Source organism: Mycolicibacterium fluoranthenivorans, from assembly GCF_011758805.1.
GTDB classification, from domain to species: Bacteria; Actinomycetota; Actinomycetes; order Mycobacteriales; family Mycobacteriaceae; genus Mycobacterium; species Mycobacterium fluoranthenivorans.
In genome coordinates this window covers 453355-468656 of sequence record NZ_JAANOW010000004.1, presented here as the reverse complement: position 1 = coordinate 468656, position 15302 = coordinate 453355, and the positions used below count along the sequence as shown (strand labels likewise).

15 protein-coding genes and 2 pseudogenes are annotated in these 15302 nt (G+C 66.8%); 4 read left to right on the top strand and 13 right to left on the bottom strand.

Annotated elements, in window-relative coordinates:
• Together nirB and FHU31_RS28725 are read left to right on the top strand one after the other, a co-directional pair.
• Positions 1–2359 (top strand): nitrite reductase large subunit NirB (gene nirB / locus FHU31_RS28730; protein WP_167164382.1); only part of this gene is annotated, 2359 nt, incomplete at its 5' end.
• A gap of 28 nt (positions 2360–2387) precedes the next feature.
• Positions 2388–2708, top strand: coding sequence for a Rieske (2Fe-2S) protein (locus tag FHU31_RS28725; protein WP_167164380.1), 321 nt, complete (start codon positions 2388–2390; stop codon positions 2706–2708).
• A 104-nt stretch (positions 2709–2812) separates the two neighbouring features.
• On the opposite strand, the gene FHU31_RS28720 is transcribed toward FHU31_RS28725, so the two are convergent.
• The 3 genes from FHU31_RS28720 to FHU31_RS31775 form a co-directional block, all read right to left on the bottom strand.
• A complete protein-coding gene (locus FHU31_RS28720) occupies positions 2813–3175 on the bottom strand; it encodes a group I truncated hemoglobin (protein ID WP_167164378.1) in 363 nt (120 codons plus the stop codon).
• Between the two features lie 222 nt (positions 3176–3397).
• Positions 3398–4792, bottom strand: a complete 1395-nt coding sequence (locus FHU31_RS28715; RefSeq protein ID WP_167164377.1) for a putative transposase — start codon at positions 4790–4792, stop codon at positions 3398–3400.
• 139 nt (positions 4793–4931) lie between these two features.
• Entirely contained in the window at positions 4932–5096 is a 165-nt protein-coding gene (locus FHU31_RS31775) for a hypothetical protein (protein WP_234901702.1), read from the bottom strand.
• Positions 5097–5145: 49 nt separating this feature from the next.
• Here FHU31_RS31775 and FHU31_RS31770 point away from each other — a divergent pair, with 49 nt between their 5' ends.
• Complete coding sequence (locus FHU31_RS31770) at positions 5146–5214, top strand: hypothetical protein (protein WP_234785600.1); 69 nt, start codon at positions 5146–5148, stop codon at positions 5212–5214.
• 46 nt (positions 5215–5260) lie between these two features.
• Here FHU31_RS31770 and FHU31_RS28705 read toward each other — a convergent pair whose 3' ends face one another.
• On the bottom strand, positions 5261–6601 hold the full coding sequence (locus FHU31_RS28705) for an AurF N-oxygenase family protein (RefSeq protein WP_167164375.1): 1341 nt from the start codon (positions 6599–6601) through the stop codon (positions 5261–5263).
• A gap of 390 nt (positions 6602–6991) precedes the next feature.
• On the opposite strand from FHU31_RS28705, the gene FHU31_RS28700 reads away from it, so the two are divergent.
• Positions 6992–7138 carry a hypothetical protein gene (locus FHU31_RS28700; RefSeq protein ID WP_162563617.1) on the top strand — a complete coding sequence of 49 codons (147 nt, stop codon included), beginning with the start codon at positions 6992–6994 and terminating at the stop codon, positions 7136–7138.
• A gap of 439 nt (positions 7139–7577) precedes the next feature.
• Here FHU31_RS28700 and FHU31_RS28695 read toward each other — a convergent pair whose 3' ends face one another.
• From FHU31_RS28695 to FHU31_RS28650, 9 genes and pseudogenes are all read right to left on the bottom strand, one after another.
• Positions 7578–7865, bottom strand: a complete 288-nt coding sequence (locus FHU31_RS28695) for a hypothetical protein (RefSeq protein WP_060999184.1) — start codon at positions 7863–7865, stop codon at positions 7578–7580.
• A gap of 790 nt (positions 7866–8655) precedes the next feature.
• The gene (locus FHU31_RS28685) at positions 8656–9108 is read right to left on the bottom strand and encodes an STAS domain-containing protein (protein WP_131805193.1); all 453 of its coding nucleotides are present in this window, start codon (positions 9106–9108) and stop codon (positions 8656–8658) included.
• A gap of 200 nt (positions 9109–9308) precedes the next feature.
• Positions 9309–9494, bottom strand: a complete 186-nt coding sequence (locus tag FHU31_RS31765) for a hypothetical protein (RefSeq protein ID WP_062654867.1) — start codon at positions 9492–9494, stop codon at positions 9309–9311.
• A gap of 810 nt (positions 9495–10304) precedes the next feature.
• Positions 10305–10832 (bottom strand): annotated as a pseudogene (locus tag FHU31_RS31760) (DUF1942 domain-containing protein); the annotation flags it as partial.
• A gap of 236 nt (positions 10833–11068) precedes the next feature.
• Entirely contained in the window at positions 11069–11230 is a 162-nt protein-coding gene (locus FHU31_RS31305; protein WP_208411502.1) for a hypothetical protein, read from the bottom strand.
• A gap of 253 nt (positions 11231–11483) precedes the next feature.
• Positions 11484–11613, bottom strand: a pseudogene (locus FHU31_RS32235) (MFS transporter); the annotation flags it as partial.
• 168 nt (positions 11614–11781) lie between these two features.
• Positions 11782–12447 (bottom strand): ArsR/SmtB family transcription factor, encoded by a 666-nt coding sequence (locus tag FHU31_RS28660; RefSeq protein ID WP_167164373.1) that lies wholly within the window; start codon positions 12445–12447, stop codon positions 11782–11784.
• The gene (locus FHU31_RS28655; RefSeq protein ID WP_167164371.1) at positions 12440–13753 is read right to left on the bottom strand and encodes an MFS transporter; all 1314 of its coding nucleotides are present in this window, start codon (positions 13751–13753) and stop codon (positions 12440–12442) included. Before FHU31_RS28655 ends, FHU31_RS28660 begins: the two co-directional genes overlap by 8 nt.
• A complete protein-coding gene (locus tag FHU31_RS28650; RefSeq protein WP_167164369.1) occupies positions 13750–15108 on the bottom strand; it encodes an MBL fold metallo-hydrolase in 1359 nt (452 codons plus the stop codon). The genes FHU31_RS28655 and FHU31_RS28650 overlap by 4 nt, the downstream gene beginning before the upstream one ends.
• Positions 15109–15302 lie beyond the last annotated feature (194 nt).

The following is a 15302-nucleotide window of genomic DNA, read 5'->3' as shown; positions in this document are numbered from 1 at the left end:
TGACGAGCCGTACGGCAACTACAACCGCATCCTGCTGTCCAATGTGCTCGCCGGCTCCGATGACACCGCCGAGATCTACCTCAACCCAGTGGACTGGTACCTCGACAACGACATCGACCTGCGGGCTGGGGTCCGCGTGGTCAAGGTCGACCGATACGCCCGCGTCGTGCACGCCGACGACGGCACCGCGATGCACTACGACCGGCTCATTCTGGCCACCGGCAGCCGCTCCTTCTTCCCCCCGATGGACGGGATGTGGGCCGACGACAAGACCTTGACCGCAGGGGTGTTCGGGTTCCGCAGCCTCGATGACTGCGCGGCGATGATCGACTACGCCACCGGCAAGACCAAGGGCGTCGTGATCGGCGGCGGGCTGCTCGGATTGGAAGCCGCCCGCGGCCTCCAAAGCCGAGGCCTCACCGTCGACGTCGTCCACGCCACCTCCACCCTGATGAACGCCCAACTCGACGACGCCGCCGGCGCCATCCTGCGCCGCTCGGTGGAGAACATCGGCATCACCGTCCACACCGACACGATCACCACAAAGGTCGTGAGTACCGACGGCGCGCTGACCGGGATCGTGTTCGCCGACGGCACCGAGATCGCCTGCGACATGCTCGTCGTCTCGGCCGGCATCCGACCCAACGTCGGGCTAGCCCAACGCGCCGGCCTGACGGTAGAGCGCGCCATCGTCGTCGACGACCACATGCGCTCCATCGACGACGACAACGTCTACGTCGTCGGGGAATGCGCACAACACCGCGGCCAGGTCTACGGGCTGGTCGCCCCACTGTGGGAACAGGCCGCCGTACTGGCCGATCACCTCACCGGCACCGATACCGGCGCGGCCTATCACGGGTCACGAATGGCCACGAAACTGAAGGTCGCCGGCGTCGACGTCGCGTCGATGGGCCTGAAGGGACCGGAGCATCCCGACGACGAGTTCGTCCAATTCTCCGAACCCAAACATGGCATCTACAAGACCATCGTGGTCCGCGACGGCAAGCTGGTCGGCGCCACCCTGGTCGGCGACGTCCGCAAGGTCGCGTTCCTGATGCAGGCCTTCGACCGCGGCCTACCGCTTCCAGAGGAACGGATCTCGCTGATGTTCGACATCGGCACCCCCGACGCCGAAGTCGGCGTCGCCGAACTGGCCGGCGACGCGCAAGTCTGCAACTGCAACGGTGTCAGCAAGGACGCGCTAGTGGCGTGCGTGAACGCCGGCGAGAAGTCCGTGGCCGGGGTGATGGCCGCGACCCGCGCCGGCAAGGGCTGCGGCTCCTGCAAATCACTGGTCGCCCAGATCGTGGAGTGGGCCGCCGACGGCGCGGTCGAGGAGGACCCGTCGGCAAGCTGGTACGTGCCCGGGATCCCCTACCCCAAGCCGGAACTGATGGATCTGATTCGTGAACTCCAATTGCATTCGGTGTCCTCGGTGTTCGCCGCTCTGGCACCCGACGGACGCGAAGATGCCACCTCGAAGATGGGGCTGGCGTCGCTGCTGCAGATGATGTGGGCCGACGAGTTCGTCGACGAACGCGACGCCAGGTTCATCAACGACCGGGTGCACGCCAACATCCAGCGCGACGGCACCTTCTCGGTCGTCCCCCAGATGAAGGGCGGAGTGACCACCTCCGCGCAGCTGCGCACGATCGCCGACGTCGCCGACAAGTACGACGTGCCGATGATCAAACTGACCGGCGGGCAACGAATCGACCTGCTCGGGCTGCGCAAGGAGGACCTGCCCGCGGTGTGGGCAGACCTCGACATGCCCTCAGGTTTCGCGTACGGCAAGAGCTTCCGCACGGTGAAAACCTGTGTCGGATCGGACTTCTGCCGCTTCGGAGTCGGTGACTCCACCGCGCTGGGTATCGCGATCGAAGAACGCTTCCAGGGCATCGCCGGCCCGGGAAAGATGAAGCTCGCCGTCACCGGCTGTCCACGCAACTGCGCCGAAGCCCTCTGCAAAGACCTGGGCGTGGTGGCCATCGACGGCGGGCGTTGGGAGATCTACGTCGGCGGCGCCGCCGGCGCGCACATCCGCAAGGGCGACCTGCTGGCCACCGTCGATGATCCCGACGAGGTGATCCGATTGACCGGACGTTTCCTGCAGTACTACCGGGAGAACGCCAACTGGCTGGAACGCACCTACGCCTGGGTGCCGCGGATCAGCATCGACGAGATCCGCGCCGTCGTGGTGGCCGACCGCGACGGCCTCGGCGAGCGACTGGATGCCGACATGCAGAAGGCAGTCGACGCCTACCGCGACCCGTGGAAGGACGGCGCGCAACCCGCTACCCCGGGCCAGTTCCGGACCTCGCTGCCGCTGACCGTGCTGCCTCAGGTGCCGGTGCGATGAGCGTCCGCGCGAAAAGCAGGAGCCACCGATGAGCTCGCACTGCGTCGGCTCTATCGACAACATCCCCGTCGGCGAGGGACGGGCCTACGACGTCGACGGCACCGAAGTCGCCGTCTATCGGCTGCGCGACGGCACCCTGCGCGCGCTGGCAGCCGTATGCCCGCACCGCGGCGGACCACTGGCCGATGGACTGATCGACGACCGCGTCGTCGTCTGCCCCCTGCACGGACACACCTACGACCTAGCCAGCGGCGCCGAACTCGCCGCGGGCGGCGACACTGTCCGCCCCTACCACGTCAGGGCCACCGACGACGGCAACATCCACATCGACACCCGGCCCACCACGTAGAAAGGCAGTTCCGGCCGACGGTCGCCTCGTCAACTGCACCGGCACCGACTCGGGCTGAGTCGGTTGGGTCTCACCGCGCGCGTCGGCGGTGGGTGCCTGGACGCTCAGGCGGGCACGCTCGCGATGTCGGATGCCAGCGGTGCGATCGCACCGATGATCTGCTCGACGATGTCACCGGGAACACCCGCAGCGTCCAGGCTGTCGCTGAGATGTCCGGCTACCAGGTTGAAGTGGTGCATGGTGATTCCGCGGCCCCGGTGCACCTGACTCATGGATGCTCCGGTGTAGGGTTCGGGGCCGCCGAGGGCGGCCGCGAAGAACTCCACCTGCTTGCCTTTCAGGCGCGCCATATTCGTTCCGCTGAAGAAGCCGGCCAGTTCCTCATCGGCGAGGACACGGGCATAGAAGTCCTCGACGACCGCCTCCAGGGCCTCCCCACCGCCGATCTGCTGATAAATGCTCGACATCGTCATCCCCTTCGTGGGTGTCGTGATGCCCCTCAGCTGACGACACGGCGATTGCCGGGTAGTTGTCCTGGAGTAGCCGAGGCGCTACGAAGACTTCACTGCCGCGATGGGTCCTATGTGAGGTTGACCGCCGCTGAGTCGCTCTCGGAGTTCAATGCGGAGCGGATGCGCCTGCGGCGCGACAGATCATCTTGTATAAACAGATCGATCACATGTCTTGTCTCACATGTCAGGCGATGATGATAGGTCTGTCGACAACTGTCGAATGGGCGAGTGAACCTCGACGTCGGCGATCCTGCCCTTGCGCCAGGTCAGGGTGTCGAACCCGGCGGCGTGCAGGTCGGCGAACAACGTCGCCGACCAGCCGCCGCGGTCGAACCCGACAAGCACCCGGCGGTCATCGCCGACCATGCCGCGCAGCTGCGGGATCAGCCGGCGCAGCTCGGCGGCCAGCGAGGCGCCCGGTTCGGCCATCACCACCAGCAGCGGATCCCCGACGGCATCGGCCACCCAGGTTTCCAGCGTGGCCGGGGCGGGGAACTTCAACCTGGGCACATGGGTTTTCGCGATCTTGCGGGTGCCCTGATAGGCGCGCACGTGGCCGTCGACGTAGAGCACTGCGGCCTGCTCGGGGCGGGCCTGGACATGGCGGGCGGCCATCGCGGCGATCCAGTCGCCGGCCTTTTCCGCCTCGGCCAGATACTTGATCTTGCGGCGGATCGTCTTGACCTCCGGCGCCCGGTCCAACCCCAGCACCCGACCCAGCGCGGGCGGATCGATCCGGGCCGCGCCCTGCGCGCGGGCCTCGCCCAGCAGAGCGCGGAACACACTCTCGCACAGCATCGTGTCTAGCGAATAGAACCCGTTGGGTAACCCGCCGTAGACGGCGTGGGCATCCTCGATCAGCCCGGTGCCCGCGAGCGCCGGCAGCGCCAGCAACAGTCCCGCCAGCGGGGCGCGTGCGCACCCGGTGAACACCGGCGGCGCCGAGGCGACCAACCCGAACCGCGCCAATACCCGCTCGGCGCCACGGTCGACCGGATCAGCCAACACCGGCACCTGCCCGGAAAGATCATCGGAAACCGCTGCAGAGCAATCTTTCTCAACCTCGGGCTCAGGCCCGGGAGGAACATCGGACGTCGTTGCCGGGCACGCTTCCTCGGCGCGGGCGCCGTCATCGGCGAGCACGATCGCGTTGCGGACACTGCCCTCCGACACACCGGTCTCGGCGGCGATGGCGCGGTAGGACGCGCCCCCGTCGCGCAGACGCTGGATGCGGGCGACGGCCTCGGCGGTGAGTTTCGACTTGCGTTTGGGCCCTTTACGTTCCCCGAGCAGCCCGACCACGCCGGAGTCGGTGAGCCAGGTCTCCCAGCGCCGCACCGTCGCCGGCTTCACCGCGAACGCCTCGGCGACCTCGAGCTGAGTGGCCGCCTTGATCCTCACCAGCGACACCGCCGCGAACCGACGCGCCACGGCGTCGCCGCAATCCCAGGCGTAGGCCAGATTGCCGTGCACGAACACCCGGCCGCCGTTGTCGTCCTCGACGATCGCCGCGGCGGTACCGATCGGGCGGGCGTCCTGCGGCGCCAGCGGCAGGGGCGGCTGCATGGTCATCACGGCCATCATCCACCACCCTAGAATCGCAGCAATTAAGTCTATTTATTATTACGCATCAAGGCCCGGGTCGCACCACGACACACCGGCAAATCCGCAGATCACAGCACAGAACTACCGACCGGGCACTGACTCCGTGTCAGGAGTCCTGGTCGCCGAGATCCGCGCACTCGACCGTCGCATCGCCAAAGCCGCCGGCGACATCGCAGCTGCCGTCGAAGCATCCGGAACCACCCTGACCGAGCTCACCGGAATCGGGGTCCTCAACGCCGCCAAAATCGTGGCCCGAGTCGGCACCGTTCACCCGCTTCCGCTCAGCCGACGCGTTCGCCACCTACACCGGCGCCGCGCCCATCGCAGCCTCCTCCGGCGATGTCACCCGCCATCGTCTTTCCCGCACCGGCGACCGCCAGCTAGGCTAACCGATGTCAGCCGACCGGCGCGTGCATAGTAAGGATGGCAATTCGGTCATAACGTCGGCATGAATTCGGCGAGTGCAAGGATCATGAACACCACCAACGCCAGTCCGATCACCCCACCGGCGGGAACCATGGCCACGCAGACCACCACCCAGACAACCAGCCTGGGCCACTCAAAAGGCTGGTTGCCCACCACACCACCGCGACGGGCCCGCAGCAGATGGTAGGACGCCCACACTGCTGCTGCGGCCGCGGCCACCGCGATGATCCGCAACCCGACCGGTGTCGCCGCAAGAGCAACGCCCGCCATCATCGCCGCGGCCGCTACACGCCGCCACATCACTGCTGGCAGCCCTGCCATACGGATGAACGGTTGACTCCGATCGGGTTCACCGCGGTACCGCGGTAACCGCCCGTCGATACCCAGCAGCGACCACAGCCACCGTGACCAGACCGTGCGTAGCCCAAGGTCTTCGGCGACGCGCCGCACGTCAGCGGCCGATTCAGCCAACATCTGCCGCGATCGGGCGCTACGCCAATAGGCGGCCTTGAACACGCGCCGGGGAATGCCGAACTGCCGGGCGAACGCGCGTGGTGGTGCGATCATTTCGCCGATCAACCACCGAAGGTAGACAGGGAATGCCAAGGCGTACAACATCCGCCGGCACCGTCCCGCCGCGGCAACGCGCTGCGCCAGATACTGGTTGGCGAACGAGATGTGCCGGGCTTCCTCCGCCAGGTGAATGGAGGTGATCTTGTTCAGCAGCGGGGGCACCGCAGTCGAGCCACGATGTTGCAGCGTCTGCTGGAAGTGCAGAGGCTGCTCCCCGCACAGAACTCCGATGAACAGAAAGATGTTGGCGTAGCCGCCAATAAAGCCCAGGATTGGCCCGAAGATCCGTGAGCCTCGCCGCATCCCGGGAACGTCGTCGCCCGAGCGGTTGACAAATTCCTGGAACATTTGGATGTGATGGCATTCATCGGTCAGCTCGTGCAGCAGATACCGAAACACCACAGAGCCGTTCGGCAAGGTCCCGGCGTAGTGAATCACGCCACGGATCAACATCATTTCGAACTGGAGGGTGACCTTGAGGATGTTCGCGGTGATCCAGCGACTCATCTCGATGCGCCGCTGAAGTGGTTGCTGCGCATACCAAGACGTCGTCGCGAGCGGAGCGACGGCGGGATCGAGCTGCCAGCGCGGATCGTTCGCATCCAACAGGTTCTCGGGTGCGTCCCAGTCGATGTCGATGAACGGATTGAATCCCCGCCGAGTACTCGCCCGGCAGAGCGCCGCCACCATGTCGACGTCCAGTTCTCCCAACGTGCCGGTGGTCGCGCGTGGAGCGGTCAATTGAGCGGGCGGGTCGGTGGTGATGTCCACGGTCATGGTGTGACCTCCGTCGGTATCGTAGGAAGCGGGCTGCCCACGTGGGTGCGGCCCGGCGTGGGCAGGACGGTCAAGCGGCGGCCATGGCGTCCTCTGCACTCCCGCGGTCAAATTCCTGCCCGCCAGAGTGACTTCAGCACGGCTTTAGCAACAATGTGAACTGCGCAACAGCAGCAGCATTCCAGTCAACGATTCGTCGCGCTGTTTAGATTTGTTGCTGCCTAGCAACTCATTTCATCAACCCTCCTCCTGACACCAGGCAAGGACAGTCGCGCATGCCGAGGTTTCAGCTACATCGCATTTACTGACAGTAAAACATGATTGCAAGCCGTTTTCTCTGCGAGAAATGGCATCGTGAGCCACACGGCGCGAGTGTGTTCACCGCCGCCCATGAGGCGTTCTGGGCCGCGGCGCGACGTGCTCACGGTGATGGCCCGGGGAACCCGTGAGCTGGTCGAGGTGCTGCTGTTGCACCGCCACCTGCCCGTGGTGGACGGGGTTGGCGGCGGCGACCGGCATCGGCGCAGTGCTAAGTAAGACTAAGCGGCGCCCCGAGATCGTGCCTCCACGGTCTCGGGAGGGGGGATCTCATCCTGGCAAGCGACATCGTACTTGCTCGTCATGAAATGCACCTTCCTACGAAAAGAAGTGTTCATCAAACGTGCATCAAACGTGCATCAAACGCGGGATGGTTCAGTGTCAGCTGGCCGCCGCGTCCCTTCCTGGGGTATTAATTCGATTGGGGACAGGGTCAAGGTCAGATTGGTGACGTGAAGACGTGAGACGGGAATTGAGAGATGACGGGTCGACACCGGGCAATGAACGAGCATCGCGCCCGCACCCAGGGGTACGTGTGGCTGGGAGCAGGCGCAGTCACGCTGGGTGTGGGTGCCGCCACGCTGGCCAGCGGGTCGGGGGTAGCGCACGCGGACGCCGCGCCCGGCAACTCGTCACCTAGTAAACAATCAAGCAGCTCTCACATCACATCGGTGAAAGTCGGTGCTCCCAACTCCGAACCGTCGTCAAGCAGCAACACCAGCAACCCAGCCGCTGCCAGCAAATCATCAAATGCCACACCCACTGCTGTCCACATTGACTCACTCACTGCTGCTGCCCATAAGGCGCCCGGAGGACTCACCACGATCCGTACTGTCCTGAGCGCGAACACGGTAAGCTCGCCGTCTACCTCACCCGCGCTTGCCACTATGTCGGGCGCACGACGGTCTGTCAGCACCGCCGCAGTGCCGTCTGTCAGCGCTGCCATCAGCGAAGTGGTATCCGTCGGCAGGCAATTGGTCCAGCTAAGTGGCGCGGCCACCCCGACGGGGGCGATTACCAACCTCCAGACAGGAGTGAATTCGGCGTCTCACGGCCATCCCGTCAGCGGGTTACTCGAGGTGGCCTCCGGTGGTGCCTCACTCGCAGCCTACGGGGCAGCCCTAGTTCCAGGATTTCAAGCCGCCGCGCCGGTTCTCGCGGGAGCCAGCGTGGCTTTCAAAGCCGCAGACGTCCTCGGGACCGCAATCCTTCATATCGGTACCCAGCGACACCGCCCGTAGACCGCGCCTTCGCCTCCGCGGCAAACATACCCATCAACGATAGGGGCCGTCGACCAATACAGCACCGCCCCAACTGATTCCCCGTTATAGCGCGTCGAGAACAACTGCTGCCTGCACACGATGGCCATCACTCAGATCGCCCGTGAGACCCCGGGGCGGGCCTACTACCGAAGAAAACGCGCTGCCGGAAAGTGCCACCGAGAAGCGTTGCGCTGCCTCAAACGACGCCTCTCCGACGTCGTCTACCGACAGCTCATCCGCGACGCAGCCAGACTTGGGGCAGGCCCGGGAGGACACTCGGGGGCAACTCCAACATCCAGCGCGGCCAGCTCAAACCCCGCACACTCACGCTTCGGACAAGTCACTTCCCGGGCCTACCAGCAGCCACCCTACAACCGACCCCGATACCAGGCTCTTGACACAGAGAGGCGCCGTCTAACGCTGCAGGCAATCGTCGGATCCGTGGCCCGAGGCAGTGGCTCCGCACCCGCAGCATCAGCGACCCCGACCCGAGCCCCTCGTTTTTCGGGCCTGGGGAATGTTTCGGCGTGCGTGGCTGGCCCAGACGAAGTGCTGCAAGCCCTCAGCTACCGAATCGGCGTGCAGGACGTGCTGCTCATCGGTCGGTGACAGGTGGCAACGGTCAGCCTTGGCGACCAGCACCCACTCGATGCTGTGGCGGCGGCACTGGGCGCCGAAGGTCGCCAGCAGATGCTCGAAGGCCGCGCTGTCACCGATGTCGGCGCTGTCGACATCGACGATCAACGGGCTGCCCAGGGTGGTGAATCGACTGAGGTGGCCCAGCACGGCCTCGACGTTGGCCCCATCAAGACCTCCCGTGACAGAGATGACCGAGGCGACACTGCGGATCTGGGCCCGCACCCATGCGCCGCGGCATTCGATGACATAGCCGATAGGAGACGGGTCAGCACTGGCTGCAACGCTCATTAGAGGACCGATCAGTTAGACGACATGGTGTTTACCACGAGTGAGGCGGGCCGCGCCGACCGTCCGCCGCGTTCTCGGGCTGTCCGCTTAACCGAGCGTGCACGACGTGGAATAAGCCTATCGCAGTATCGGCGGATGTGCTCAGTCAGCGACCGCCTGCGGGGAAGTCCGAGCCGGGTGGTGGGCGGGAAGCGCAAAGCTCACATCCCGCGAAACGGTTGCGGGTGCATAATCCGCCCAGCAGACCGCCCGAACAGCACCTGCTTGACCGCGCTGTTGAGGTTGTCGTAGCGGATCTTGTCGACCGGTACCCTGCCCAGGCGGGCGAACCCGTAGACGTGGCCTTCCAAGAACGCCTCCTGGCCTTGGGTCGGTGCGCTGCCCACCCGGAGAACGACAGCCGCATGGTGAACAGCGCGGTCGTGGTCTTCACCCCGGCCAGCACCACCCACAGATCATGGAAATCGACCTCGGCCTCAGTACCGGGCCGATACGTCTGGGGCACAAACCCTTGCTTCCAACGGCCGACCCGCCTCCGCCGCGATCTGCGGGCGACGTTTCCGAACGTGGTCGCACACCGTCGAATACGACAAGCCGTCCGCGTCATGCTCATCGACCAGACGTGCCAAAACCTTTCGCGCGGTGGGGCGTTGCTCTTTCGGGACATCCAGATCCGACCGCAACATCTCATCGATGGCGCGCCCGTGGTGGACGATCCCACGGAATCGCAGAGGGCGCAGTCTGATTGGCGAGCACGCTATCCCGCTCGCCCGGTGGTGACCGACTGGCCGGCCACGTGCGCGATCGTGACGAGGTCGATCGCATCGTCGCCGCTGCAGCCGCGGTGCTCCCGTCGGAGCGGGTGCGGGAAGCGCGTCGGTGAGGATGTCAGAAAGTTGCCGACCGCGGCTCACCCCGCGGGGAGCAAATGGAGGCAATTGCACCACGTCCAACCAGGTTTGTCGACAACTGTCGAAAGGGTGAGTGAACACCGGGGCCGTGGCGCCACAATGCGTCACCGCAAGAGGTCAGCGGCACGCTGGTCTGCGGCATCCAGGGCGACAACCCGATGCTCGCCTGGAGCGATATCGACAAGCAATTGTTCAGCGTGGTGCAGGGCCGCCCAGGAGGTCCGACGCTCGACCACATCTACGCCTGGTGGACGTCACACTCCTGAGCGACCCTGCGGTAGCTGATCAGCCGGCCGGGGCGGGCACCACGACGGTCGTCGTCGGGGCGGCGCCGGCGGGCAGCGGCGTGCCCGCGCTTCCGCCGGGTGCCGGGACGGCTTCGGCAGGGACCGGCACTTCTGCGGCACCGGCCTCGGCAGCAGCGGCCGGGGCCGGCTGCGTACCGGCGGGCGCAACCTCACCCGTGGGCAGCGGGGTGCCGGCGCTGCCGGCCGGGGCCTGCGCGGGCACGGCATCGGCGGGCAGTGGGGTTCCCGCGCTACCGGACGGGACCGGGGTGGCGGGGGTGGTCGGCTCGGTGGTCGCGGCCGGCGAGCTGGTGGGTGCCGCGCTGGTGGTCGGCGCGCCACTGGTGGTGGGGGCGGCGCTGGTCGAGGTGGCCGGCGTGCTGGTGGTGGCCGGGGCCTGGCGGGCCCGCGGAGCCGATCCGGTGGCCGGGCTCTGCACCGGTGCGGGCTTGAGCCAGACGATCAGGTCCTCGTCGGCGTTGGCATACACCACGCTGTCGGGAGCCTGCCCGGTGACATCGAAATAGTTAGCACCGTGGCCGACTGGCGTTCGTAACGTTCGCGGTGAGCCCTCTGCCCAGCGTGACGAACGGACGGTATCGGCTACGTTCGCGAGGTTCGCAGAAAAGCGGTTGTGCGGATCGCCCCTTTAAGAACTAGACCAATCCAGACTTTGCTAGCGGTCCTATCTGTATGGTTGTGCCCCACGGTGTGTAGAAGCGCCCGCGATGCCGATCAGCGGGTCTGACCCCAACGGACCGGTCACACGTGCTCACCGGTGGAGAAGATGGTACGAACCTCGCGGACCGCGTCGAACACCAGCAGGTAGCTGGCGACCGGATCGGCCCACCACCAGCCCAGTGCGGTGTTCAGGATCAAACTCACCGGCACCGCCACCGCGAGCAGCCGATCAATGAGCGTCACCCGACCCTCGGTGCTCGCAACACCGGGTTGTTCAAGGAGGCGCCGGTGCGGGCCTTGCCAGCTGCCAAGGCGAACATCACCAGCGCGGTGAGCGCTGTCCAGCCGATGCCCAGCGGGCTGGGTTGGGGGTGGTGGCCTACCGCTTATCTGTAAGGAAGTGGCACTTTGGCGTCGTGGCGCCTGGTCAGATCGTCTTCTACATGTTGACCGCCGGTGAAACTGTCACCTAAGTAGTACACATCTGTACGACGTCGGAGGTCATCGGGTGCACCGCATTGCGCACCCCGGCCAAGCCGGTACAAGCCGAGCATGTCTTGGGCGAGCAGGGCTCCGACTTTGATCCCCGCGGCCAGGCCGGCGCCGCTGAAGATTTGTGCCGCCATGAGGACACGGATTGTGCGCCGTTGGATCGAGGCGAAGTCGGGTGCCGTGAGTTCGGCTGGCTCGGGGTGTGTCAACGTTTGTCTTTCGCGTCCATGGTCGGTGATCCAGCCGTCAACCAAGGCCCAGGTGTGGCTGCCTCGGTGCCTGAAGGCGCTGCTGAACTGCTCTCAGGCGGCGCCGGTGTCGATGGGCAGGCCGGCGAGTTTCCATTCGAGGATGCCGTCGGCGGCGCGTCGGGCGGTCATTCCGTGGCGGCTCAACAGGCGAACCGCATCGTGGGCTAGCACGCAGTAGCGGCCGCGGCAGTAGGCGACGATCTCCCGGCCCGGGGGTAATTCCGAAAGGCGCTGAGTGAGCTCATCGAGTGGGATGTGGACCGCTCCTGGGAGGTGGCCGGCGGTGTACTCGGGGTCGGGGCGTACGTCGAGGATGACGGTGTCGCCGCCGTCGAGGCGGCGCAGGAGTTCGTCGGTGTTGATGGCGGTGGTGTCCTCGGGGCCCAGATAGGCGCGTCGCGCGAGTTCGGTGTGCGGGCGGTGTCGCTGGGCGACTCGGCGCAGGTGGTCCCACAGTGCGGCGACGTCGTCGCCGGCCAGGGAGTAGAAGATCCGCGTGCCCTCGCGTCGGGTGTCGACCAGGCCGGCTTGGCGCAGTGCTTGCAGGTGTGCCGAGCAGCTACTGATCCCAACCTGGGTGGCGGTTGCGAGCTCGTCCACGCTGCGGGGCCCCTGGGCCAGCAGGTCGAGCACCTCGAGCCGCTTGGGGCTGCCCAGGGCCTTGCCGAGCGCGGCGAATTCGGCGAACAGGGCGTCCTTGGTCGCGCGATCACCCATTGGTGGCTTTCTCCTGCGCGGTGGTTGCGGGTCGGTGGTGGGTCTCGTACATGCGCAGCGCGACGATCAGGCCCGATATCGCGGTGAGAGCCGCCACGGTCCAGATCGCGGCGCGGATTCCGAGGGCGTCGGCGACAATGCCGGCGAGCAGTGCGCCGACCGCGAAGCCGCCATCGCGCCACAGTCGGTAGGTTCCGACGGCCCGGGCCCGCCAGGCCGGGTGGGCGACGTCGCCGATCGCGGCGAGCAGGGTCGGGTAGACCATCGCGGTTCCTGCGCCGAGCAGCACCGCCGCGACGGCCCATATCGCGAACGTGTCAACGTAGGCGATCAGGCCCAAAGCGATTGCCTGCAGCCACATTCCGGCGGCGATCATCCATTTGCGGCCCCACCGGTCCGAGAGCGCGCCGGTGACCAGCTGACCGACTCCCCACACCGCCGGGTACAGCGCGGCCAGCAGACCGATCTTCCCGACCGACAGCCCGGCGGCGGCGAAAAGGATCGGGAAAAGGCCCCAGGCCAGGCCGTCGTTGAGGTTGTTGACCAGGCCGGCCTGGCAGGCTGATGACAGCGCCGGCTCGCGGAGGCTGGTCTGGGTGAACACTTCCCGATTGGTCAACTCGCTGTGCAGGTGGTCGTGGCGGCCGTCGGCGCGGGCCACGTGGGTCGCAGCCTCGAGCCGCGCGTACTCGCGGGTCTCCCTGACTGCAAGGGTGGACAGTCCCAGGCCGAGCGCGGCGAACGCGATACCGAGCAGAAATGGCGCCGGGCGCAGGCCGTAGGACTCGGCCAGATAGCCGGTGGCCAGGGCGGTGACCGCGACCGCGCCGTAGCCAGCAGCCTCGTTGAGGCCCATCGCGAGACCGCGTCGTGCCGGGCCGACCAGGTCGATCTTCATCACCACGGTGGTCGACCAGGTCAGGCCCTGACTGATGCCGAGCAGCACGTTGGCGACGATGACCCACGACCACGACGGCGCCCAGATCAGCAGCAGCGGCACGGGAACCGCGACCAGCCAGCCGGCCACCAGCACCGGTTTGCGGCCGAACCGGTCGGACCAGGTGCCGGCGAAGTAGTTGGTGGCGGCCTTGGCCACCCCGAACACCAGGATGAACGACAGCCCCGCCGTGTAGGCGCGGATACCGAACACCCGCTCACCCAACAGCGGCAGGACGGTCCGTTCCTGGCCGAGCATTCCGCCGACCAGGGCGTTGACCACGACCAGCAGGGTGAACTGGGCGGCGTTCTGGCGCAACCCCAGCTCGATGCGCTGATCAGCGGTGGTCTTGTGCGGCAGGGGGTTCACGAGGCGACCTGCAGGGACTGGCCGGTCGACTCGGCCCAGTCCTGCGGTCCGCCGTCGAGCACGGCCAGGTCGTGGCGGCCGGCGCCCGCCAGCACGCTGGCAGCGCTCATCGCCCGCTCCCCGTGGCCACACATCACCACGGTCGGTCCGGCTGGCAGGTCGCCGGCGCGACCGGCCAGCGCGCCGAGCTCGATGTGGTCGGCGGCGGGTAGGTGGCCGGAGGCGAATTCGTTGTCCTGCCGGATGTCGAGGACCCGGACGGCGCCGATCCGCTCGGCGGTGACCAGCGGGATCGTGCTCGTCGGCTTACCGGCGGCGGTCCAGGACGACATGCCACCGTCGAGCTCGCCGGCGATCAGGTCGTAGCCGATCTTGCGGGCCTGCCACACGATCTCGGCGGGATCCTGGTCGGGGTTGCGCACGATCACCAGCGGCTTGTCCGATGCGACAAGCCAGCCCAGCCAGGTCGCGAACACCGGCCGCAGTGCGATGGATACCGATCCGGGGACATGGCCGGCGGCGAAGTCGGTGATCGGCCGCACGTCCACCACAGCGGCGCCCGAGGCCCGCAGGGCTGCAACCTCAGGGGCACGGAGGGAGTGCAGCGTGTCCCCCTCGACGAGGGCGGGGCCGCGGCGGTTGATCTCGCCGAGCCGCAAGAAATAGGGCGGGAAGCTCCCTAGGGAATCCAGCAGCTGCTTGACGAACACGTCCTCGCTGTCGGCGCGAAGCAGGGCGTTGGTGGCGCGTTCGATGCCGATCGTCGAGGTCCGCTGGGCCCCGGGTGGCGCGGAGCAGAACGAGCCCGCCCCGTGAGTGGGCCACACCGCGACGTCGTCGTCGAGGCGGGCCAACCGATGCAGCGACCGGTACTGTGCCCGCGCGAGTTCCTCGGTCCGCTCCGGCGCCACCAGGTCGGTACGGGCGGCAGACCCCACCAGAAGCGAGCCGCCGGTGAACACGCCCAAAGTTCGCGGACCGTCGAGCAGCTCGAAGGCAATGTGCTCATGGGTGTGTCCGGGGGTGGCCAGCGTGCGCAGCGTCAGCCCGCCCAGGTCGACCTCGTCGGCGTCGGCCAGCGGGGTATGGGGATACTCCCGATTGCCGGCCGCCGACGCCAGCACCGTCGCGCCGTCGCTGGCCGCGAGCGCCACCGCGCCCGTCAGGAAATCGGCGTGCAGGTGGGTGTCCGCGGCGTACGCCAGCTTCAACCCCCGTTTCTCGGCGGCCTCTCGCAACCGGCGCAGATCACGGCTCGCGTCGACCGCCAGCGCGCGACCATCCGCCAAGTCCACCAGATACGCCGAATTTCCCAGCCCCTCGTCTACCAGCGGGATCACGTTCACATCGCCCATCAATTCGCCTCCAACCGCGCCGTACAACCACTTCGTTCCAATATTCCATTGATACTTGGATCATTGCAAGGTGTGCTTGGTTGCGCGAGGTTTACGTCGCCCTGTCGATGGGGAGGACCTGGACGGCACCCAGCCTCGGCGCGATGCGTCCAAGCAGCGTTGCGAGCGGCTCAAGATGGTGCAGGAAACCGGGC

Coding starts and splice junctions, on each gene's coding strand:
- FHU31_RS28650 (WP_167164369.1), bottom strand. CDS start 15,108: ATGGGCGATGTGAACGTGATCCCGCTGGTAGACGAGGGGCTGGGAAAT.
- FHU31_RS28685 (WP_131805193.1), bottom strand. CDS start 9,108: ATGAGCGTTGCAGCCAGTGCTGACCCGTCTCCTATCGGCTATGTCATC.
- FHU31_RS28660 (WP_167164373.1), bottom strand. CDS start 12,447: ATGGGTGATCGCGCGACCAAGGACGCCCTGTTCGCCGAATTCGCCGCG.
- FHU31_RS28700 (WP_162563617.1), top strand. CDS start 6,992: ATGAGGCGTTCTGGGCCGCGGCGCGACGTGCTCACGGTGATGGCCCGG.
- FHU31_RS28695 (WP_060999184.1), bottom strand. CDS start 7,865: ATGGCAGCGCTGACAGACGGCACTGCGGCGGTGCTGACAGACCGTCGT.
- FHU31_RS28720 (WP_167164378.1), bottom strand. CDS start 3,175: ATGTCGAGCATTTATCAGCAGATCGGCGGTGGGGAGGCCCTGGAGGCG.
- FHU31_RS28715 (WP_167164377.1), bottom strand. CDS start 4,792: ATGACCATGCAGCCGCCCCTGCCGCTGGCGCCGCAGGACGCCCGCCCG.
- FHU31_RS28705 (WP_167164375.1), bottom strand. CDS start 6,601: ATGACCGTGGACATCACCACCGACCCGCCCGCTCAATTGACCGCTCCA.
- FHU31_RS28725 (WP_167164380.1), top strand. CDS start 2,388: ATGAGCTCGCACTGCGTCGGCTCTATCGACAACATCCCCGTCGGCGAG.